We start from the raw sequence: 20,128 nt of genomic DNA, 5'->3' as shown, positions 1-20,128 counted from the left end.
GTATATCCCCTCGAACGTGCGCTGCGTCGGCGGAGCGAGCATGTCTCCACTCCGGAGGTGATAACATATTGAACCGATAACGATTTATTCTATCGGTTACGTCTTGCAATAGACTCAGCGATGTTCGACGTCTCGCCCGAAGAGATCACCGACGGGCGGCTGGGGAGAGCGCTCGCGTTCCTCTCGATCCCGATCGTCGCCCAGCAGCTCGCGGTCACTGCCCAGAGCATCGTCGACGTGCTCTGGCTCGGGCGGCTCAGCGGCGAGGCGGTCGCCGCCGTCGGGCTCGTCGCCCCGCTGATCGGGCTGATGACGGCGGCGGTCAGCGGCGTCTTCACCGGCGAACACGTGCTCGTCTCTCAGCGCGTGGGCGACGACGACGAGCGGGGGGCAAGCCGCGCGGTATTTCACGCGCTCGTCGCCGGCGTCACAGTGATGCTCGTGATGGTGCTCGTCACGAACACGGTCGGCCGTCAGTTGACCGCGCTGTTTGATCCCGGCGCGGAGGTCGCCCGGCTGGGCGCGGTCTACCTCGGGACGATGGCGGTGGCGTACACCGTCTCGACCGTCAGCGACGTGTTCGAGTACGGCTTCATCGGCGCCGGTGACTCCCGAACGCCGCTGCTGGTGAACCTCCTGTCGATCGGCGTCAGCATCGGCCTCGATCCGGTGCTCATCTTCGGCTACGGTCCGATCCCGGGGTACGGGATCGCGGGCGCCGCCTACGCGACGGCGATCGGCTTCGGCGTCGGCGGGCTCGTCATGATCGCCGCCGCACGCTCGGGACGGCGGGGCTTCACCTTCCACCTCGACGCCGTCTCGCTCGACCGCGGGGAGTTTCGCGAACTCCTCGCCGTCGGTGTCCCGAAGATCGGTCAGGGCGTCGCTCGACAGGTCGCCAGGCTCGTGGTCGTCGCGATCGTCTCCATCACCGGCGGCGCCGCCGCGCTCACCGCCTACACGATCGGCGCACGGGTCGCGACCGTCGTGTTCGTTCCCGCCGCCGCGATCGGCTCGGCCGGCACGACGCTCGTCGGCCAGAACCTCGGCGCCGACAACCCCGCCCGGGCGACGCGCGCGACGTGGCTCGCCGTCGGCATCGGTGCGATCGGCCTCGGCGCGATCGGCGTCGTCCAGTACCTGCTGCCCGAGGCCGTCGCCACGCTGTTCGTTCCCGGGATCGCCGGCGAGGCGCTCACGTTGACGGTCGCGTACCTCCAGATCCTCGCGTTCGGCTACTGGGCGCTCGGGACGATCTGGACGGTCGAGGCCGGCTTCAACGGCGCCGGCCGCACCGACGTGAGCATGTACGCGACGATCCTGCAGTACTGGGCGGTCCGGGTGCCCGTCGCGGCGATCGGCGCGTTCGTCCTCGGGTGGGGCGCGCTCGGGCCGTTCTGGGCGGTGACGGTCTCGAACGTCGTCGCCGCCCTCGGGCTGGTCGGCTACTTCCGCTACTCGACGGGCGAGGGGCTGCACGAACGGGCCGCTGAGGACGCCGGCGGGAGCGCCTCCACCGACTGAGTCGCCGGGAAACAGGCGAGCGGAGCGGACTCAGAACGCGTCGTCACCGGGGGGGATCCCCTCGTCGTCCTCGGCGGGCGGCTCGATCCCCACCTCCTCGGGGTCGACATCGAACTCCCGACGGAGGTCCTGCATGCGGTCGCGGATGTCCGCAGCCAACTCGAACTCCAGGTTGCTCGCGGCCTCCTCCATGCGCTCCTCCAGCGCCTGGATCCGCGCCTGCGCCTCCTCCTCGTCGGCCACGTCGCCGCCCGAGACGCCCGAGGTGTCGGTCTTCGACCCGGGGAGGTTCGTCTCGCCGATCTCCTTTTCGATCGTCTGGGGCTCGTAGCCGTGCTCCTCGTTGAACGTCCGCTGGATCTCGCGGCGGCGGTTCGTCTCCTCGATGGCCGCCTCCATCGCGCTCGTCGTCTCGTCGGCGTAGAGGATCACCTCGCCCTCGACGTTGCGGGCGGCCCGCCCCATCGTCTGCACGAGCGTCGTCTCCGAGCGGAGGAACCCCTCCTGGTCGGCGTCGAGGATCGCGACGAGAGAGACCTCGGGGATGTCCAGTCCCTCGCGCAGGAGGTTGATGCCGACGAGCACGTCGATCTCGCCGAGTCGGAGCGAGCGGATGATCTCGTGGCGTTCGAGGGTGTCGGTCTCGTCGTGCATGTACGCCACCTCGACGCCGGCCTCCTCCAGGTACTCCGTGAGGTCCTCGGCCATCCGCTTCGTCAGGGTGGTGACGAGCGTTCGCTCGCCGCGGTCGATCCGGTCGTCGATGCGGTCCATCAGGTCGTCCACCTGCCCTTGCGCCGGTTCGACGGTCACCTCGGGGTCGACGAGGTGCGTGGGGCGGACGATCTGTTCGACGATCCGCTCGGAGTGTTCGCGCTCGTAGTCGCCCGGCGTCGCCGAGACGTACAGCTTGCGGTCGGTCTTCTCCTCGAACTCCTCGAAGGTGAGCGGGCGGTTGTCGTAGGCGGTCGGGAGCCGGAATCCGTTGCCGACCAGCGAGTCCTTCCGGGACTTGTCGCCCTCGTACTGGCCTTTGATCTGCGGGAGCGTCTGGTGGGACTCGTCGATCACTGTGAGGAAGTCGTCGGGGAAGTAGTCGAGTAGGGTGTAGGGCGCGTCGCCGGACTCGCGATCCGAGAGGTGGACCGAGTAGTTCTCGATGCCCGAGCAGTAGCCCGTCTCCTGGAGCATCTCGATGTCGAAGGTGGTGCGCTCCTCGATGCGCTGGGCGGCGACGAGGTCACCCTGGCGCTCGAAGTGCGAGACGCGTCGCTCCATCAGCTCCCGGATCTCGGAGACGGCTTGATCGATCTGCTCCTCGGGGAGCGAGTAGTGCTCTGCGGGGTGGATGAGCGCGGCCGGCTCCTCGCTGACGACCTCGCCGTTCACCACGTCGACCTTGCGCATGCGGTCGATCTCGTCGCCCCACAGCTCCACCCGGACGGCGTGGCGGCCGTACATCGGGAACACCTCGACGGTGTCGCCGCGCACGCGGAAGGTGCCCTGCTGGAAGTCCACGTCGTTGCGCTCGTAGTTCAGGTCGACCAGTCGCTTCAGCAGCTCGTCGCGACCGATCTCCTGGCCGACCTCCAGCTCCAGCGCCATCCCGCGGTAGTTCGTGGGGTCGCCGAGCCCGTAGATAGCCGAGACGGAGGCGACGACGATCACGTCGTCCCGCGTCAGCAACGACCGCGTCGCGGAATGCCTGAGGCGGTCGATCTCGTCGTTGATGGACATCTCCTTGTCGATGTAGGTGTCCGTCTGCTCGACGTACGCCTCGGGCTGGTAGTAGTTGTAGTAGGAAACGAAGTACTCGACGGCGTTGTCGGGGAAGAGGTTCCGGAACTCCTCGTACAGCTGCGCCGCGAGCGTCTTGTTGTGGGCGATGACGAGCGTCGGGGTGTTCAGCTCCTCGACGACCCACGAGACGGTGTTCGTCTTCCCGGAGCCGGTGACGCCGAGGAGGGTCTGCTCGGTCATCCCGGATTCGAACCCGTCGACCAGCTGGCGGATCGCGTCGGGCTGGTCGCCCGCGGGGTCGAACGGGGCGTCGACGCGGAACGGCTTCTCGGCCTCGGGACGGTCCGGCGAGAGGGGTCCCTCGGATTCGCTCATTGGCGATTTGTGGGCGTGGAGGCACTTGACGGGCGCGGTCGAGCGAACGGAGCGACCGAGCGAACGAGACCACGGCCAACAGCGGAGCGGTCCCAGTGCCGCTCCGCCCACGGAGACCGCGACAGCGAACGGGGAGCGGAGCGACCCGTGAGCAGAGCGCGGCCGTCGCGGTGATCGAGATACGGGCGCCGACTGCACCCAGCGAAACGCATACAACCCGGAGCAGAGACGTACGATCCATGACCGCAGACCTACTCGCGGACGCGAGCGATCACCTCCGGCGGGCGGCCGACGCCGCCGAGGGCGACGTGGCGGATCGGTTCGATCGGGAAGCGGACGCGCTGGCGACCGCGGCGGCCGACGACAGCGGCGTCGACCACGGCTGGCTGGCGAAGCACACCCACACCATCCGCGACGCCGCGGACGACGCGGGCAAGGAGGCGCAGGGACACGCCGAGGCGGCCGTCGAATCCATCAACGAGTACCGCGAGGGCGTGTCGGGCGTCTGATCGGGGCCGCCGGGTCGACAGTCGCGACCGGTCGACCGCCTCAGCAGACGTTCTTCGGCTTGACGCCCATCGACTCCAGCGTCGCGACGTAGTCGTCGTAGGCGGCGTCGACGACCGCGTCGGCGGCGTCGCGGGCGGCATCCCAGTCGTCGCCGTCGTCACACACCTCCGCGAGCGCGTCGAGCGCGTCGTCGAGGCGCTCGTCGAGGTCGTCGCGGACGCCGCGGAAGTCCCTCGCCGAGGTGGGGTCCGCGTCGCCGACGAAGAACCCGACTGTCTGCTCGGCGCGGGTGTGCGCGACGACGAGCCGGCCGTACAGTCCGCCGACGCGCTCGACTGTACCCGTCAGGCCGTCCAGTGCGTCGTACTCGGGGTACTCGTGTGGGTCGTCCGTCTCGGCGTCGAACTCGGGGTCGGCGGTGTCGCGGTGCTCGCGCGCGTCCTCGGCGACGCCGCCGAACAGCGCCGCGGCGTCGCCGTTGGCCTCGTCGGCGCTCCACGCCTCGAAGGTTCGAGCCGCGAGCGCGAACTCGGCGGCGACGGCGGTGCGCACGGGACCGGCGTCCATTTCGCCGCCGGCGAGTGCGTACAGCGATTTCGAGGAGCCGAGCCGTGAGAGGGGCGTTTCGTTGTCGTCGCGGAACTCACTGGAGAAGGCGTCAGCGTCCATGCAGAGGCGTACGTCGGTGCGACGCTTGAACCCCTCGCCGGCGACACGCTTACCAACCGCGCCGGAGAGTCGGTGATGTGTCACGTCCCTCTCACGAGTCGCGCTCCGTCTCGACCGCCCTCGCGGCGGCGGGGCGGCTCCTTCGCGACCATCCAGCCGCCGTCCTCCCGGCGTATCTGCTGTCGATCGGCCTCACGACCGCCGCTCGGGTTCCCCTCACGGTCGGCGTCGGCGTCGCCGCCGCGTCGCTCGCGGCGACCGGGCGGCTCGAAGCGCTCGTTCGCGCCGTCGTCGACCTCCAGGAGGCCGTGCGCGGGGCGGGCGGACCGAGCGCGACCGAGCCCGGAAGCGTCCCCGCTGGCGTCGCCGAGGCGCTGGCAGACGCCGCGGCGAACGCGGTGACGCCGACGGTCGTGGCCGCGCTCGGGCTCGGCCTCGTGCTCGCGTTCCTCGTCGGCCTGCTCGCCGGGGCGCTCGGATCGGCGGTGACGTACGGCGCCGTCTGGGGCGGGATCGACGGGCGTGCCCCGCTCGTCGCGGGGGTGCGAGCCGCCGGTCGCTGGCGGACGTTCCTCGGGATCGCGGTGGTCCGTCTCGCCGCGGTCGGCGTCGCGGTCGCGGCGCCGCTGGCGGCCGCCTCGGCGCTCGCCGTCACGCCGTCGGTGATCGCCGGCGACCCGGCGACCGGCGCGGTCGCGATCCTCGCCACGCTGGGGCTGGCCGCGCTCGGGGCCGTCGTGGCGATCGGGGCGGTCTTTCTGCTCGCGTTCGCTGAGCCGGCGGCAATCGTCGACGGGACAGGGGCGCTCCCGTCGGTCCGCGCCAGCCTCGGGTTCGTCCGCGATCACCCGGCGCACGCGGTCGGGTTCGCGCTTGTCGCCGTCGGCGGCTACGTCGCCGCCGCGGTCGCCGTCGGCGTCGCCAACGCCGCGGGCGCGGGCAGCCTCGGGGGGATCGTCCTCCCGCTGCTCGTCAGCCCGTTACTGAACGCCGGGGCGACAGCACTGTACGCGGGCGGCCCCGGACCGACGCCCGTCGAGCACCCGGGGGTCCGCACACGCGTCCGACGGACGCTCGGACTGGGGTGGAGCGAGTTCGCGGGGTTCGTCCGCGGCCACGCGGTCGCGGTGCTTGCCGCCCTGGCGACGCTCGCCGGCGGCGTCGCGGCCGGGTACGCGACGACCGCACCCTACGGCGTGACCGCGTCCGGCCCGGCCGACGTGGCGGGCGTGTTCGGGACGGTGCCGATCGGACCGTTCGTCACCATCGCGGCGAACAACTGGCTCGTCAGCGCGGGGCTCGCCTACGGCGGCATCGCGTTCGGCGTCCCGGCAGTGTCGGGCCTGTTGTTCAACGGCGTCCTCGTCGGCGCGCTCGCGGGGGTGTTCGACCGGACGGCGTTCCTGGCGCTGGTGGCCCCTCACGGCGTGCTCGAACTCCCCGTGATCGCGGTCGCCGGGGGGCTCGGCCTGCACCTCGGCGGCGTCGGCTGGCGCGCGGTCAGGGATCGCGCGAGCGCGGAGACCGTCGCGGGCGAACTGCAGCGGGCGGCGTACGTGCTCGTGGGAGTCGGGGTCCTGCTGGTGGTCGCGGCGGCGATCGAGGCGTTCCTCACCCCTCGGATCGCGGCGGCGGTGCTTGCGTAGGCTGTCGCCGCCGACCCGGCGGGCCCTATCAGCGCTGAGAGAGCAACACACAGTTTTTTGAGACCTCCTGCCAGAGCGCGCCCATGGGCGATCTGTCCCTCGGCGAGATCCTCCTCGACCACGCTCAAGACAAGATCGCCGTACTCACCGAGAACGGCACGTTCACCTACGTCAATGACGCCGCCGAGTCGATCGTGGGATACGACGCGGACGACCTGGTCGGCGAGAACGCCTTCGAGTACGTCCACCCCGACGACGCGCCGATGGTGCGACGGGAGTTCGAGCGAACGGTGCGGTCGGATCCGTACGACGAGACGATCGTCACGTACAGGCACCGAACCAGGGACGGGGACTGGGTGTGGCTCGAGAGCCGGATGTCGAACCTGACGGACGAGGCGATCGACGGCTACGTCGTGAGCTCCCGGGATATCACCGACCAGGTGACCGCCGAGGAGATCCGGGAGGAGGCCGCCGCTCGGCTGAACACGATCGCGTCGGTGTCGAGCGACGGCCTCTGGCTGTTCACGGGCGACTGGTCCGAGACGCTGTTCGTGAACGACGCGGTACAGGACATCTACGGGATCAACCCGGAGCGACTGTACGACGACCCGGTAGCGTTCCTGGAGGCGATCCATCCGGACGACGTGTCGCCGGTGGTCGATGCGATGGAGCGACTGTCCGGCGGCGAGTCCGTCGACATCGAGTACCGGGTCAACGCCGACGAGGACTTCAGCCGGTGGGTGTGGGTGCAGGCGATGCCGATCGCCGAGGACGGGACCGTCACCCGGATCGCGGGGTTCAGCCGGGATGTCACCGAGCGCCACCGCCGAGAGCAGCACTTGGTCGTGATGGACAACCTCCTGCGACACAACCTCCGAAACGACCTCAACGTCATCCTTGGCTCGGCCGAGCAGATCGCCGCGGAGCACCCCGAAGCCGCGGCGCTGACCGAGCAGATCCGAACGACCGGCAGCCGACTCCTCCAGACAGCCAACAAGGAGCGGCAGATCATCGAACTGCTCGTTAATCCACAGTTCCAGGAGTGGATCGACCTCGTCGACGCCGTCGAGACCGCCGCCGAGCGCGCGCAGAAACGACACCCGTGTAGCGTCGTCGACTACTCGATGGAGTTCGACGGCGGCGAGTCGGCGGTCGTCCCCTCGCTGGCCAGGACGGCGGTGGTCGAGCTGGTCGAAAACGGCATTGTTCACTGCGACGACGAGCGGCCGCCCGTCGACATTGCGGTCCGGGGGGGAGACGAGACCGTGGAGATACAGATCACGGACAACGCCGCGGCGCTCCCGGACATCGAGGTGAACGTCCTGACCGGGGCCCACGAGTTCGGCAGGGACCCGATCCGGCACAGCGGGGGACTCGGCATCTGGCTCGTCTACTGGTGCGTCGAGCTTTCGAACGGCGAGATCGTCGTCGAAACCACCGAGAAGAACGGCAATCGGATCTGGATCAGTCTCCCGGCCCGCACGGACGAACCGCCGGTGCGGGTCTCTGAGCCGGGAGCGACGACGCGCGGACTCGACCGCGGTCCCGGCTGAGGGTGGGGGCGGTCGTCAGTCGGTTACTCGCCGCCCGGTTCGCTCCCCGTCACGATCGGGGCGCGCACGAGGTTCCCCCACTCCGTCCAGGAGCCGTCGTAGTTGACCGTCTGGTCGGCGCCGACGAGTTCGTGAAGCGCGAACCAGGCGACGGATGAACGCTCGCCGATTCGGCAGTACGCGACGATCTCGTCGTCGCCCTCAGAGAGCACGTCCTCGTACAGCTCCTCGAGCTCGTCTCTCGTCTTGAAGGTCCCGTCGTCGTTGGTAACGGCCGCCCACGAGATGTTGCGGGCGCCGGGGATGTGGCCGCCGCGCTGGGCAGTCTCCTGGAGTCCCGGCGGGGCGAGGATCTCGCCGCTGTACTCCTCGGGCGAGCGAACGTCGACGAGCGGAACGCCCGCGTCGATGGCCTCGTCCACGTCGCCGCGGTACGCGCGGATGGACTCGTCGGGCTCGTCGGCGGTGTAGCTCGTCTCGGAGAACTCGGGGACCTCTTCGGTGAGTGGATAGTCGTTCTCGACCCAGTACTCGCGGCCGCCGTCGAGCAGCTTCACGTCGTCGTGGCCGTAGTACTTGTACTGCCAGTAGGTGTAGGCGGCGAACCAGTTCGAGTTGTCGCCGTAGAGGACGACCGTGGAGTCCTCGGAGATGCCGTGCGCCGCGTTCAGCGCCTCGAAGTCCTCTTTCGTGAGCACGTCGCGGTTCGTCTGATCCTGGAGGTCGGTCTCCCAGTTGAAGCCGATGGCGCCGGGCGCGTGGCCCGAGTCGTACGCCTCGGTGTCGACGTCGACCTCGACGAGTCGGTGTGCAGGGTCGTCGGACTGGAACTCGTCGAGCCGCTCTTCCACCCAGTCGGCGTCGACGAGTACGTCCTTCGCGTAATCTGACATTGCGACTCTGTCTACGGTCCCCCACCGTATAATACCCGCATCGTCGGCAGAGGCGGCCATTCGTTCGATTATCCGGAGTATGTTGCCTCTGTTTGTGGAGGAGATCTCGACCGGCTCGAACTGGCGGACCGCCACGTCGTGATCCCCGAGGCGCGGTGACCCGCGAACCTGCTAGTATTGCCGGTAGCTCTGACGGGTCGCCGACATCGCCGGCTCGGCCGGGCTTTTGCCCCCGGCTCGCGAACGGCGAGTATGAGCGACACGTTTGTCTCCGCGGCGTGGCTGGCCGACCGCCTCGACGACCCCGGGGTGCGACTCGTCGACGTGCGCGACGCCTGGGAGTACGACGGCATCGGCCATCTCCCGGGCGCTGTGTCGATCCCGTTCGACGAGTTCAGATCCGACGCCGGCGACGAGGGAATGCTCCCCGGGGCAGCCCGGTGGGCGGAGTCGTGTTCGACCGCCGGGGTCGGCGGTGCCGACGAGATCGTCGCCTACGACGACGAGCACGGCGTGTTCGCAGCGCGCTTTCTCGTCACCGCGGAGCTGTACGGCCACGACCCCGCGAGGCTGCACCTCCTCGACGGCGACTACAGCGCGTGGAGCCGGGAACGCCCGACAGAGCACGAGGCGCCCGACCCGGAGCCGACCGACTACGAACCGACCGAGCCCGTTCGCTCCCCGCTCGTCGGGTTCGAGGGGGTCGAGGAGCGACTCGGCGGCGACACGGTGATCGTCGACACCCGCGAGCCCGACGAGTACGCCGCGGGCCACCTCCCCGGCGCGGTCCAGCTCGACTGGCTCGAGCTCGTCGACCCCGACTCGCGCGGACTGAAGCCCCGCGAGGAGCTGGAGTCGATCCTCGCCGACGCGGGGATCACGCCCGACCGGGAGGTGCTGCTGTACTGCAACACCGCCCGTCGGATCAGCCACACGTACCTCGTGCTCCGCCATCTCGGCTACGACGACGTGCTGTTCTACGAGGGAAGCCTCACCGAGTGGGAGGAGCGCGGCGGCGACACCGTCACCGCGTAGCGTCCGGATCGCCGTCCGCATCGTCGGCCGAGTCACCGTCCCGATCGCCGTTTCACCTCGCCGTCCGGGTTGCCGACCGGTCGGCCATCGGCGTCACCGTCGGCGACAGCCGTCGCGCTGCCGGGTAGCCGCTGTTGGGTGGTCGCGCCGCCGTCCGAGAGCAGCCGCACCGTCTCGGCGAGCAGCGCGACGACGAGCGGGCCCACGACGAAGCCGATGGCGCCGAGGGTGAGCAGGCCGCCGACGAAGCCGACGAAGTACACCGAGACGGGGAGATCGGTGGCGCCGCCGGCGAGGCGCGGGCGGATCACCGCGTCGGGGACGAAGCCGACCAGCACCAGACCGACGACGAGGACGATCGTCGCGCGGAAGGTGTTGCCCGCGACCAGGTCGACGACCGCCAGCGCGACGACGACGACGCTCGGCCCGAGCACGGGGACGAACTGGAGCACGCCCGCGACGACCGCCAGCGCGAACGGCGACTGGTACCCCAGCGCCGCGAACGTCACGAGCGCCACGACGAACGTCGCAACCGCGGTTGCCCCCTGCAACACGTAGATCGCCCGCAGCGTCGATGCGGTTCGCCGGTGGAGCGCGAGCAACACGTCGTGATACTCGCCGGGACACAGCCGCAACAGCGCCACGCGCGGCGCCCGCGGCTTGAACAGCAGTCCGTACACGAGGGTGACGAACACGACGAGCTTCAACGCGATCACGGGCGCGGCCGACGCCAGCGAGATCGCGAGCCCCCGCAGCGTCGCCTGCGCGGTCACGAACACGATCGCCGTCTCGACGACGTAGGTGAACGGCCCCAGGTCGACGACGACCTCGTCGGGGATCGCTGCGATGAACGCGAGAAGGTCCCGGCGCCGCCGGTACAGCACGTACGCCAGCGGCGCCGCCAGCGCGACGACGCCGAGGAACCCCGCGACCGTCGCGGTCCCAGCGGCGACGCGGTCGGGGTAGCCGCGGTCGGTGACCCACTCCCGCAGCGGATACAGGACGTACGCGACCGTCACGGCGAACACGACCGTCGAGAGGACGCTCTCCAACACGACCGCAGCCACCACGAGGAGCCCGGCGAGCAACGCCGCGAGCGCGGTTCGGCGGCTGGGCTCCATGCGTCGATACCGCGTGCCCCGGTACAAAACCGTTGCCCGTCTGGCGGTCGGTGACCGCCGGGGTTAAATATCTCTGAGTGTGACCACCGAGTAATGACAGACGGAAACGGACGCAGCAGACGGCGGTTCCTCCGGACGGTCGGCGCCGCAGGCGTGGCCGGACTTGCCGGCTGCTCGGCGGAACCGACGGGCGAGGAGACGACGAGCGGCCCGACGGACACGAGCGAGGGGGGCGACCCGGGGACGGGGACAGCGACCGGCGAGCCGACCGAGTCGATGGCGGACACGCTCGTCGTCGCGACGTACCCGCCGTTCGTGAACGCGCCGTCGACGAGCCCCGGCGCGTGGCTGAAGCGGGAGTTCGAGTCCGAGTTCGACGCGACGCTGGTGTATCAGACGCCCGACTCGGAGCTGAACTACTACATCGAGCGCGCGATACAGGGCGTCGACTTCGAGGCGGACGTGTACGTCGGGCTCGACACCGGCCAGCTCATCGACGTGGACAGCAAGCGCGGGAGCGGGCAGTTCACCGACCCCATGTTCGCCGAGGCGGGCGACCTCGCCGGCGCTGACCGGATCAAACAGGGGCTCCGGTTCGACCCGCGAAACCGGGCGGTCCCGTTCGACACGGGCTACGTCTCGCTGGTGTGGAACGCGACGATGGAGGGCGGCGAGTTCGTCGCGCCCGAGACGTTCGAGGCGATGACCGACCCGGCGTTCGAGGGCGACCTCATCGCGCAGAACCCGACGACCTCGACGACCGGCGAGGCGTTCATGCTCCACACCGTCCACGCCTTCGGCGAGGACGGGTACCTCGATTACTGGGAGCGACTCCAGAACAACGGTGTCACCGTCCTCGGGAGCTGGTCGGACTCCTACTCGGCGTACCTCAGCGAAGAGGCGCCGATGATCGTCTCGTACTCCACCGACCAGGTGTACGCCTCCGCGGAGGGGCAAGACCTTCAGAAACACCAGATCCGCTTCCTCAACGACGAGGGGTACGCCAACCCCGAGGGGATGGCGCGGTTCGCAGACAGCGACGCCCCGCGGCTGGCGGAGACGTTCATGGAGTTCATGCTCCGGCCGGAGATCCAAGCCGGCATCGCCCAGCGCAACGTCTCCTTCCCGGCGATCACCGGCGCGCCGTTGCCCGAGGACTACGCGCAGTACGCCAAGGAGCCGCCGGAGTCGGTCACCTTCACGTACGACGAACTCGAAGCTAACCTCAACACATGGACCGACCAGTGGGCGCGGCGCTTCGCCAGCGGGTGAACGGGCTCCGGACGAGGAGTCCGACCGCCGTCGTCGAGCGGTACGCGCTGCCCCTGCTGGCGGCCGTCACGGCCCTCCTGCTTGCGGTGCTGTTCTACTACCCGGTCGCGACCGTGTTCGTCGACGCCGTCGTCGAGGGCGGCCGCCTCACGTTCGGCCCGCTCGTCGAGGTGCTCACCGACGAGTTCTACCTCGGCCGCGTGCTCGGCTTCACGGCCTACCAGGCGCTGCTGTCGACGCTGCTGAGCGTGCTCCTCGGGCTGCCGGGCGCGTGGGTGCTCGCCCGCTTCGAGTTCCGCGGCCGCGACACCCTCCGCTCGGTGACGATGGTCCCGTTCGTCGTTCCCTCGGTGCTGGTCGCGGCGGCGTTTTACGCCACGTTCGGCGCGAGCGGAACGCTCAACGCCGCGCTGTCGGCGGTGGGGCTCCCGCCGGTCGACCTGCTCCCGTCGCTGGGGGCGATCCTCGTCGCGCACGCCTTCTACAACGCCCCGCTGGTGACGCGCGTCGTCGCCGCCGCGTGGGAGTCCGTCGACGCCGGCGCCGTCGAGACGGCCCGCTCGCTCGGCGCCTCGCGGCGACGGGCGTTCCGCGACGTAGTGCTCCCGCAGCTGCTCCCGGCGATCCTGACGGGCGCGACGCTGACGTTCGTGTTCACGTTCGCGACGTTCGCCATCCCGCTGGCGCTCGGTGGCTCGCGGTACGCCACCATCGAGGTGTTCATCTACGCCGCCCGCCGGCAGCTGGAGTACGGGCGCGCCGCGTCGCTGGCGGCGCTCGAAACGGGCGTCTCGCTGTCGCTGATGGCGCTGTACCTCCGGTACGAGCGCGCGCAGGCGACCGAGCGCCGGGGCGTCCGGACGCTCGCGCGACGCGCGCTGTGGCCGGCGTCGTGGACTCGTGAGCGGATCGCCCCTCGCGCCGCGATCGCCGGCTACGCCGTCGTCGTCGCGCTCGTGTTCCTCGCACCGCTCGCGAGCATGCTCTACGCCAGCGTCAGCGCCGACGGTCGACTCACGCTCGACGCCTACCGATTCCTCATCGAGCGACAGACGACCGGGGCGGCGTTCCAGGTGAAACCGTTCCCCGCGATCGTCAACTCGCTGCTGTTCGGAGCGGCGACGCTCGCCGTCGCGCTCCCCATGGGCGTCGCGATGGGGGTGCTCACGACCCGGCGATTCCACGGACGCTGGCTCGTCGACGCGCTGTCGATGGCGCCGCTCGCCGTCTCGGGGATCGTCGTCGGACTCGGGCTGCTCCGCGGGCTGGTGTTCGGGTTCGAGGCGTTCGGCTATCGCTTCACCGTCACCGGCGCCGTCGCGATCGTCGCCGCCCACGCGGTCGCCGCGTACCCGTTCGTGGTCCGGACCGTGGCGCCGCCGCTGGACTCGCTGGACCGCGCGCTCGTGGAATCGGCGCGGGCGCTGGGCGCCTCCCGGGCCCGGGCCGTCCTCGACATCGAACTGCCGCTCGTGTGGCCGGGCGTCGTCGCCGGCGCCGCGTTCGCGTTCGCCATCTCCATCGGTGAGTTCGACGCTACGGTCATCCTCGCCGAGGGCGGCGGCACCTACACCATGCCCGTCGCCGTCGAGCGGTTCATCGGCCGCCGGCTCGGTCCCGCGACGGCAATGGGGACCGTGTTGCTCGCGGTGACGGCCGCCTCGTTCGTCGTCATCGAGCAGGTCGGGGGTGAGTTCCGTGGGTGACGACGCGAGAGTTCGAGTGGAGGATCTCCGCGTCGAATACGGGTCGACGGCCGCGCTCGACGGCGTCGACCTGGCGGTCGACGAGGGCGAGTTCTTCACGCTCGTCGGTCCCTCCGGGTGCGGCAAGACCACGACCCTCCGGTGTCTCGCGGGATTCGAGGAGCCGACGACGGGGTCGATCCGCGTCGGTGGCGAGTCGATGGCCGGAGTTCCACCCGAAGCGAGGGGGGTCGGCGTCGTGTTTCAGAGCTACGCGCTGTTCCCGCACATGAGCGTCGGCGAGAACGTCGCCTACGGCCTCCGCTTTACCGAGCCGCCCGCGGGAACCACCGAGTCCGAGCGGGTCGCGGAGCTGCTCGACCTCGTGGACCTGCCCGGCTTCGCCGACCGCGACCCGGACACGCTCTCGGGCGGCCAACAGCAGCGGGTGGCGCTCGCGCGCGCGCTGGCGCCAGAGCCGCGCCTGCTCCTGCTCGACGAGCCGATGTCGGCGCTGGACGCGCGCCTGCGCGAGCGGCTCCGCGTGCAGGTGCGGGCGATCCAACGAGAGCTCGACATCACGACGGTGTACGTCACTCACGACCAGGAGGAGGCGCTCGCGGTCTCCGACCGCGTCGCCGTGATCGACGACGGACGGATCGAGCAGGTCGGCCCGCCGCGTGAGCTGTACGACTCACCGCGAACGCGGTTCGTCGCGGAGTTCCTCGGCAACAACAACGTCCTCATCGGCGAGATCGAACGGAGCGACCCCCCGTCGCTTCGGGTGGAGGGGACCGACGACGGCACCGACACGATCCCGCTTCCGTTCGGAACCGCGGCGGCGACGCCGGTGGGAGACACGGCGAACGCGGGGGCCGACACCGACGGCGGCGCGTCGCATTCGGCGGGCGAACGGCTCGTCGTCTGTGTACGGCCCGGACGGGTTCGGGTTCGACGCGGCGCCCCGCGGGCCGGGCGCGGGGGCGACGACGGGAACGCGGCGCTGTCGGCGACCGTCGAGAGCACCGAGTTCCTCGGCGATGCGACGCGGTTGCACTGCGACTGGGGCGGGGTCGACCTGACTGCCCGGACCGACGGCCGGCGGTCGTTCGCGGTCGACGAGGCCGTGACGCTGGGCGTCGACCCCGAGGACGTGCGCGTGGTCGAGCGGGAGTGACCGACGGGCGTCGACCGACTCGTCCGACCCTCGCGATGGCCTCGACTCCGGTCGTTTTTCTGATCCCGCGAAGTCACGGCCCCCGTGAGCGAGACCGACGCGAGCGACGGTTGGGACAGATCGAGCCGGGACCTGGTGCTCGTCTGGCTGGTCACGGTCGTCTCAGCGGGCTTCCTGCTGCTCGCCGGCGTGCTCGAACCGGTGATGGTGCTGATCGTCGGCGGGAGCCTCCTCGGTGGGGTGGCGATCCTGCCGGGCCGCGGGCCCCTCACTGTCGACGAGTCGGCCCCGTCAGCCGACGACGCCGGTCGGGATACCGGGAGCGGCGGCGGCCAAGGCAGCAACGACGGCGACGGAGCGGCCGACCGGTGAGCCGGGGGTGCCGGCCGCCTACGGCGCGACGCCGACGGTGAGCAGCGTGCCCAGTTCGCGGTACCGCTCGACCATCGCCTCGCGGGTGTCCCACGAGTCCGTCGGGAACTCCGCCGCCGGCGGAATGTCGACCTCCGTGTCGGCGACGTTGTCCTGCTCGGCGACGTGCAGGCCGGCCTCGCGGAAGGCCGCGCGGTACTCGTCGGCGCCCCAGCGAGTCATGTCGACGGAGATGTGCTCCTGCCAGTCGTGGCTGTGGACGTTCTCCTCGTAGTAGTTGACTGCGCAGTAGAACGTCCCGCCCGACTTCAGCACGCGCGCGACCTCTCGAAGCGTCTCGTGGGGGTCGCCGCTGTAGTAGAACGCCTCCATGGTGAACGCGTGATCGAGGGAGTCGTCTGCGAACGGGAGGGAGCCGAAGTCGCCGACGACGAATCCCAGGTCCGCGTCCGGGTCCGCGGCTCGGGCGTACTCGCGGGCGTTGCGCGCCATCTCTGGGGCGCCGTCGAGGCCATAGCCGCGGTCCATCCCGGTCGAGTCGGCCAGCGCGCGCAGCGCGTAGCCGCTGCCGGTGCCGAGATCGAGCACGCGGTCGCCCTCCTCGACGGGCAGCCGCGCGAGCACGTGCTTTGCGGTGTTCCAGTGGCGCTCTTCCATCCCCTTGTCCCGGCCGTCCGCGGCCCAGGCGTCGAACTCGTCGCGAACGCTCATGCCGGCGGATTCAGCTGCGACACCTAATATCCCGCCGGTGTCGACGGGTGTGGGCGCCGGCGCGATCGCGGGTCGCGGAGTGCCCCGCGAGACCGCAGAGCGGGGTGAGGCTTTAGGGTGAACGGGGGCCAAGCAAGGGTATGCACGTCCGGGACGCGGTGGAGGCGGACGCCGAGGCGCTGGCGGCGATCGCCGACGCGCCGTCGGACGCGATGCGCGGGCTGGTCCACGACCGGACGGTTCGCGTCGCCGTCGAGGAGGCGGCGGCGACCGACCCGAACGAGGACGTCGACGCCGACCCCGACGACCTCCTCGGGTTCGTCAGCTTCGACGTCCGCGGCGACACGGTTCACGTCACGCAGTTCGGCGGGACTCGCGAGGCGGCAGAGCAGCTGCTCGCCGAGCCGCTGCGGTTCGCCGCGACCGAGGAGATGGCCGTCGAGCTGCTCGTGATCGACGGCGAGGACGGCCTCCGCGCGGCCGCCGAGCGCGCCGGGTTCGAGGCGGCCGGACCGGGGCCGCAGTTCGAGGGGAAGGCGACGACCCGCTATCGGGTGGAGGAAGCGTAGCGGGCCGCCCTGCCGGGCTCCGCCGCAAACGTAGCGGGCCCTCTCGCCGCCGCAAACGTAGCGGGCCCTCTCGCCGCCGCAAACGTAGCGGGCCGCCCCGCCGCCGCAAGCGTAGCCGAGCGACTCGGCTGCTTCAGTCGTCGCTCGGGGACGGCACTTCGGGATCGCTGAGCGACGCGTCGGGCTGGAAGACGACGGTCGGGTCGAGGTCGTCGAGCGACTCGCCCGCGCGAACGCGGTTCGGCCAGTCGTGGTTGGCGAGCGCGCCGGTACCGAGCGTGATCAGGTCCGCGCCGTCGGCCAGCGCCGCCCGCGCGGTCGCGGGGTCGCCGAGGCTGCCGTTGGCGATCACCGCGGCGTCGGCACCGGCGTGTTCGACGGCGAGCTGTGCGAGCGTTCGGTCCGTGTCGGGCACCTCCGGCGCGGTCGCGTCGCCGCCGGTCACGTGGACGTAGTCGGCGCCCGCCGCGGCCAGCGCGGTGAACAGCGCCTCCGCGGTCGCATCCCCGTCGGGCCAGACGCGCTCCTCGTCGACGACGGCCCCCTGAGAGGCCCGCACGCCCACGACGAAGTCTTCGGGCGTCGCCTCGTCGATCGCGTCGGTGACCTCCGCCGGGAACCGCGCGCGGTTCTCGGGCGAGCCGCCGTACTCGTCGTCGCGGTCGTTCACCGTCGGGTCGACGAACTCGTGAAGCAGGTAGCCGTTCGCCGCGTGCACCTCGATGCCGTCGAAGCCGGCGTCGACCGCCCGCTTGGCGGCCGCGACGAAGCCGTCGCGGACCTCGTCGAGGTCGGCGGCGTCGAGGGCTTGGGCTTCCGGGAACGGTCCGGAGCCGCCGTACAGTTCCGACTGCTCCCCCGGCGGGCGGTGGTCCGACGGCGCGACGGGACCGTAGCCGTAGCGGTTCCCCTGGGCTTGCGCGCCGGCGTGCATGAGCTGTGCGAATATGGCGCTGCCCTCCCCGTGGACGGCGTCGACGACCCGCTCCCACGCCGCCGCCTGTTCGTCGGTCGCGAGGCCCGGCTGATTGTCGTACCCCTGGCTGTGGGTCGCGTCGGGGTGCGTGCCCTCGGTGACGAGGAACGAGAAGCCGCCGCGGGCGAACGAGGCGTAGTACCGAGCCATCCGCTCGGTCGCGTGGCCCTCGTCGGTCGCACTCGTGCGGGTCATCGGCGCGAGGCCGACGCGATTGTCGAGCGTCAGGTCGTTCAATTTGAACTCGTCGAACAGCGGATCGTCAGTCATCGGAGTCACGTACTGCGGTTTCGGGGATAAGGGGCCGGCGGGAGTGCGCGTTCCAGCACACAACACGTGTGCTACCACTCGCCGTAGTCATGCGTCCGGCCGCGGTTGCGACGGCGTCGATCGGTGGACTCGAACCGATGGTGTCGACGGGGTACTACCGGTCCATACGGGAGATACGGACGCCGAGAGCGCCGTTCAGCGAGTTCGCTGGGAGGGTGTTGCTTCGGGTGGAACCGACCCGTCCGGTCGACACCTGGCTCCGTTCAGGGGGTCGCGTGCTCGACTCCGCAGACGACCGCCCGCTCCGACACTCAGGCGAACTTCCGCACCGTCATCTCCAGCGTGTCCAGATCGAGGATCGGCGCGAAGCCGGCGTCGGGGTCGATGTTGACGGACTTCTGGAAGTCGGTCTGCGCCTGCCAGCAGCCGGAGTTGACCGCGAGGACGTTGTGGTACTTCCCCCAGCCGAGCTTGTGCACGTGGCCGGTGTGGAACACATCTGGCACTTCGTCGATGGCGAGATAGTCGCGCTCCTCGGGGGCGACGCGGGTCTTCCCGCCGAACTGCGGAGCGACGTGGCGCTTCTTGAGGAGCTGATACATCGCCTTGTGCGGCTCATCGTAGCTTGCCTTCTCCTCGGGAAGCTCAGCGATCACCTCGTCGAGCGAGACCCCGTGGTACATGAGGATGGTCACGCCCTCCACGTCGACCATCGCGGGATTGCTCACGATCTGGGGGTCGTGGGCGCTCATGATCCCCCGAAGCTCCTCGTCGAAACCGGGTTGGGGCTCGGCCAGCCGGACGGCGTCGTGGTTCCCAGGGATCATGACGATCTCCATGTCGCTGGGGACTTGCTTGAGATGCTCGGAGAATGTCTCGTACTGCTCGTAGATGTCGATGATGTCCAGTTCGTCGTCCTGGTTCGGGTAGACTCCCACCCCCTCGACCATGTCGCCGGCGATAAGGAGGTACTCGACGGTCTCCGCCTCCTCAGTGTGGAGCCAGTCGGCGAAACGACCCCACGCGTCGGCGAGGAACTCCTGGGAGCCGACGTGCACGTCGGAGACGAGCGCCGCCTGGACGTGGCGGTCGGCGGTGTTCGGACGGTACGTCCGCGGCACGTCGGGGAAGTGGATCGCGTCGACGAAGATGATGCCCGCGTCGTCCGCGAGCGTCCCCGACACCGCGATGCACTCGTCTAAGAGCAGCTCGTCGACCAGGTCCGCGATGTCGCGGTCCTTCATCACGAGGCACGGAAACGTCCCCGTGGTGTCCTCCAGTTCGATGAGCCAGTGCCCCGACGCCGTCGAGCGGATGTCGTTGACGAGGCCGATCGTCTCCACGTCGGCGCCGCCGCCCATCGCCTCAATCGAGTCGGCGGGGCGATGGTTGACGCGCCCCCGAAGCTGCCCGGAGAGCCGCTCGTAGCGGTCGCGGAACACCCCGACGAACTCCTTGTACGCGCCGGTTCCGGTGGATTCGCCGGTCATGTCGTTCGCGACGGTCGGCGCGGGCGGGGATCGATCCCCGCCCGCGACCCCCTTCGTTTCGGGTGGAACCGACGAAGATCCATCAGGCGGTTTCGCGTCTGTCGTTCCAGTCGAAACGGGGGGGTCTTCGGCGGGGGAAGAGGGGGAGTCGGTTGCGGTCGGCGCCGGCGCGTGAGAGGAGTCGCTTTCTCCCCTGACCTGTTCCGGGTCCGGCACCGGGTCGCTCGCGAGCGCCTCGCGGACGTGGTCGGCAGTCACCACAAGGGCGTCCTCGGGCGCGGCCTCGATGGCCGCCTCCAGCGCGAGATCCGGCGTCTCCGACTCGGCGATCAGGGTGACGGCCTCCCGCTGGGCGTTGTACCCGCGGCGGGTGAGCGCCTGTACGACTCGGGAGGACGTCTCCAGCGGCACGACTGATGGTCGGCCGGGGGCGGTCAAAAGGATAGCGGATGTCGGAACAACACCCCCATCGGAACAATACCCGATGTCGGAATCTGCCGGGCGCGCGGGGTCGGTGTAGCGGTATTCTCCACGATCGCC

Annotated in this window: 17 protein-coding genes; 10 read left to right on the top strand and 7 right to left on the bottom strand. The window is 70.2% G+C overall.

Annotation, left to right across the window (positions count from 1 at the left end):
- The first annotated feature begins 120 nt into the window (after nt 1–120).
- Nucleotides 121–1,524, top strand: coding sequence for an MATE family efflux transporter (locus tag BUE16_RS12445; RefSeq protein WP_073310190.1), 1,404 nt, complete (start codon nt 121–123; stop codon nt 1,522–1,524).
- A gap of 30 nt (nt 1,525–1,554) precedes the next feature.
- On the opposite strand, the gene uvrB is transcribed toward BUE16_RS12445, so the two are convergent.
- A complete protein-coding gene (uvrB, locus tag BUE16_RS12440; RefSeq protein WP_073310188.1) occupies nt 1,555–3,639 on the bottom strand; it encodes an excinuclease ABC subunit UvrB in 2,085 nt (694 codons plus the stop codon).
- Between the two features lie 239 nt (nt 3,640–3,878).
- On the opposite strand from uvrB, the gene BUE16_RS12435 reads away from it, so the two are divergent.
- Nucleotides 3,879–4,148, top strand: a complete 270-nt coding sequence (locus BUE16_RS12435; protein WP_073310186.1) for a DUF7553 family protein — start codon at nt 3,879–3,881, stop codon at nt 4,146–4,148.
- A gap of 40 nt (nt 4,149–4,188) precedes the next feature.
- On the opposite strand, the gene BUE16_RS12430 is transcribed toward BUE16_RS12435, so the two are convergent.
- The gene (locus tag BUE16_RS12430; RefSeq protein WP_073310185.1) at nt 4,189–4,818 is read right to left on the bottom strand and encodes a hypothetical protein; all 630 of its coding nucleotides are present in this window, start codon (nt 4,816–4,818) and stop codon (nt 4,189–4,191) included.
- Nucleotides 4,819–4,895: 77 nt separating this feature from the next.
- Here BUE16_RS12430 and BUE16_RS12425 point away from each other — a divergent pair, with 77 nt between their 5' ends.
- Nucleotides 4,896–6,464, top strand: coding sequence for a stage II sporulation protein M (locus BUE16_RS12425; RefSeq protein ID WP_073310183.1), 1,569 nt, complete (start codon nt 4,896–4,898; stop codon nt 6,462–6,464).
- Between the two features lie 83 nt (nt 6,465–6,547).
- Nucleotides 6,548–8,017: a PAS domain-containing sensor histidine kinase gene (locus BUE16_RS12420; protein ID WP_073310181.1), complete on the top strand. Its 1,470-nt coding sequence runs from the start codon at nt 6,548–6,550 to the stop codon at nt 8,015–8,017.
- Nucleotides 8,018–8,040: 23 nt separating this feature from the next.
- Here BUE16_RS12420 and BUE16_RS12415 read toward each other — a convergent pair whose 3' ends face one another.
- Nucleotides 8,041–8,910 carry a sulfurtransferase gene (locus BUE16_RS12415; RefSeq protein ID WP_073310179.1) on the bottom strand — a complete coding sequence of 290 codons (870 nt, stop codon included), beginning with the start codon at nt 8,908–8,910 and terminating at the stop codon, nt 8,041–8,043.
- A 252-nt stretch (nt 8,911–9,162) separates the two neighbouring features.
- Between BUE16_RS12415 and BUE16_RS12410 the strand changes: the two genes are divergently transcribed.
- Nucleotides 9,163–9,945, top strand: a complete 783-nt coding sequence (locus BUE16_RS12410) for a sulfurtransferase (protein WP_073310177.1) — start codon at nt 9,163–9,165, stop codon at nt 9,943–9,945.
- A gap of 32 nt (nt 9,946–9,977) precedes the next feature.
- Here the strand turns inward: BUE16_RS12410 and BUE16_RS12405 are convergent, their stop codons facing one another.
- Nucleotides 9,978–11,066, bottom strand: a complete 1,089-nt coding sequence (locus BUE16_RS12405) for an AI-2E family transporter (protein WP_073310175.1) — start codon at nt 11,064–11,066, stop codon at nt 9,978–9,980.
- A 93-nt stretch (nt 11,067–11,159) separates the two neighbouring features.
- On the opposite strand from BUE16_RS12405, the gene BUE16_RS12400 reads away from it, so the two are divergent.
- The 4 genes from BUE16_RS12400 to BUE16_RS12385 all read left to right on the top strand — a co-directional run bounded on the left by BUE16_RS12400 (nt 11,160) and on the right by BUE16_RS12385 (nt 15,572).
- Complete coding sequence (locus BUE16_RS12400) at nt 11,160–12,338, top strand: thiamine ABC transporter substrate-binding protein (protein ID WP_073310173.1); 1,179 nt, start codon at nt 11,160–11,162, stop codon at nt 12,336–12,338.
- Nucleotides 12,299–14,044: an ABC transporter permease gene (locus BUE16_RS12395; protein WP_079991636.1), complete on the top strand. Its 1,746-nt coding sequence runs from the start codon at nt 12,299–12,301 to the stop codon at nt 14,042–14,044. Before BUE16_RS12400 ends, BUE16_RS12395 begins: the two co-directional genes overlap by 40 nt.
- 16 nt (nt 14,045–14,060) lie before the next feature.
- Nucleotides 14,061–15,200 (top strand): ABC transporter ATP-binding protein, encoded by a 1,140-nt coding sequence (locus BUE16_RS12390; protein ID WP_234972392.1) that lies wholly within the window; start codon nt 14,061–14,063, stop codon nt 15,198–15,200.
- Between the two features lie 84 nt (nt 15,201–15,284).
- The gene (locus BUE16_RS12385; RefSeq protein WP_073310169.1) at nt 15,285–15,572 is read left to right on the top strand and encodes a hypothetical protein; all 288 of its coding nucleotides are present in this window, start codon (nt 15,285–15,287) and stop codon (nt 15,570–15,572) included.
- Between the two features lie 18 nt (nt 15,573–15,590).
- Here BUE16_RS12385 and BUE16_RS12380 read toward each other — a convergent pair whose 3' ends face one another.
- On the bottom strand, nt 15,591–16,283 hold the full coding sequence (locus tag BUE16_RS12380; RefSeq protein WP_073310167.1) for a class I SAM-dependent methyltransferase: 693 nt from the start codon (nt 16,281–16,283) through the stop codon (nt 15,591–15,593).
- Between the two features lie 140 nt (nt 16,284–16,423).
- Here BUE16_RS12380 and BUE16_RS12375 point away from each other — a divergent pair, with 140 nt between their 5' ends.
- The gene (locus BUE16_RS12375; protein ID WP_073310165.1) at nt 16,424–16,852 is read left to right on the top strand and encodes a hypothetical protein; all 429 of its coding nucleotides are present in this window, start codon (nt 16,424–16,426) and stop codon (nt 16,850–16,852) included.
- Nucleotides 16,853–16,985: 133 nt separating this feature from the next.
- On the opposite strand, the gene BUE16_RS12370 is transcribed toward BUE16_RS12375, so the two are convergent.
- Nucleotides 16,986–18,098: an oxidoreductase gene (locus BUE16_RS12370; RefSeq protein WP_073310163.1), complete on the bottom strand. Its 1,113-nt coding sequence runs from the start codon at nt 18,096–18,098 to the stop codon at nt 16,986–16,988.
- A gap of 311 nt (nt 18,099–18,409) precedes the next feature.
- Nucleotides 18,410–19,999, bottom strand: a complete 1,590-nt coding sequence (locus BUE16_RS12365; RefSeq protein WP_073310161.1) for a DNA-directed DNA polymerase II small subunit — start codon at nt 19,997–19,999, stop codon at nt 18,410–18,412.
- Between the last annotated feature and the right edge of the window lie 129 nt (nt 20,000–20,128).

Source organism: Halobaculum gomorrense (assembly GCF_900129775.1).
Taxonomy (GTDB): Archaea; Halobacteriota; Halobacteria; order Halobacteriales; family Haloferacaceae; genus Halobaculum; species Halobaculum gomorrense.
This window is presented reverse-complemented; position numbering and strand designations above follow the sequence as displayed.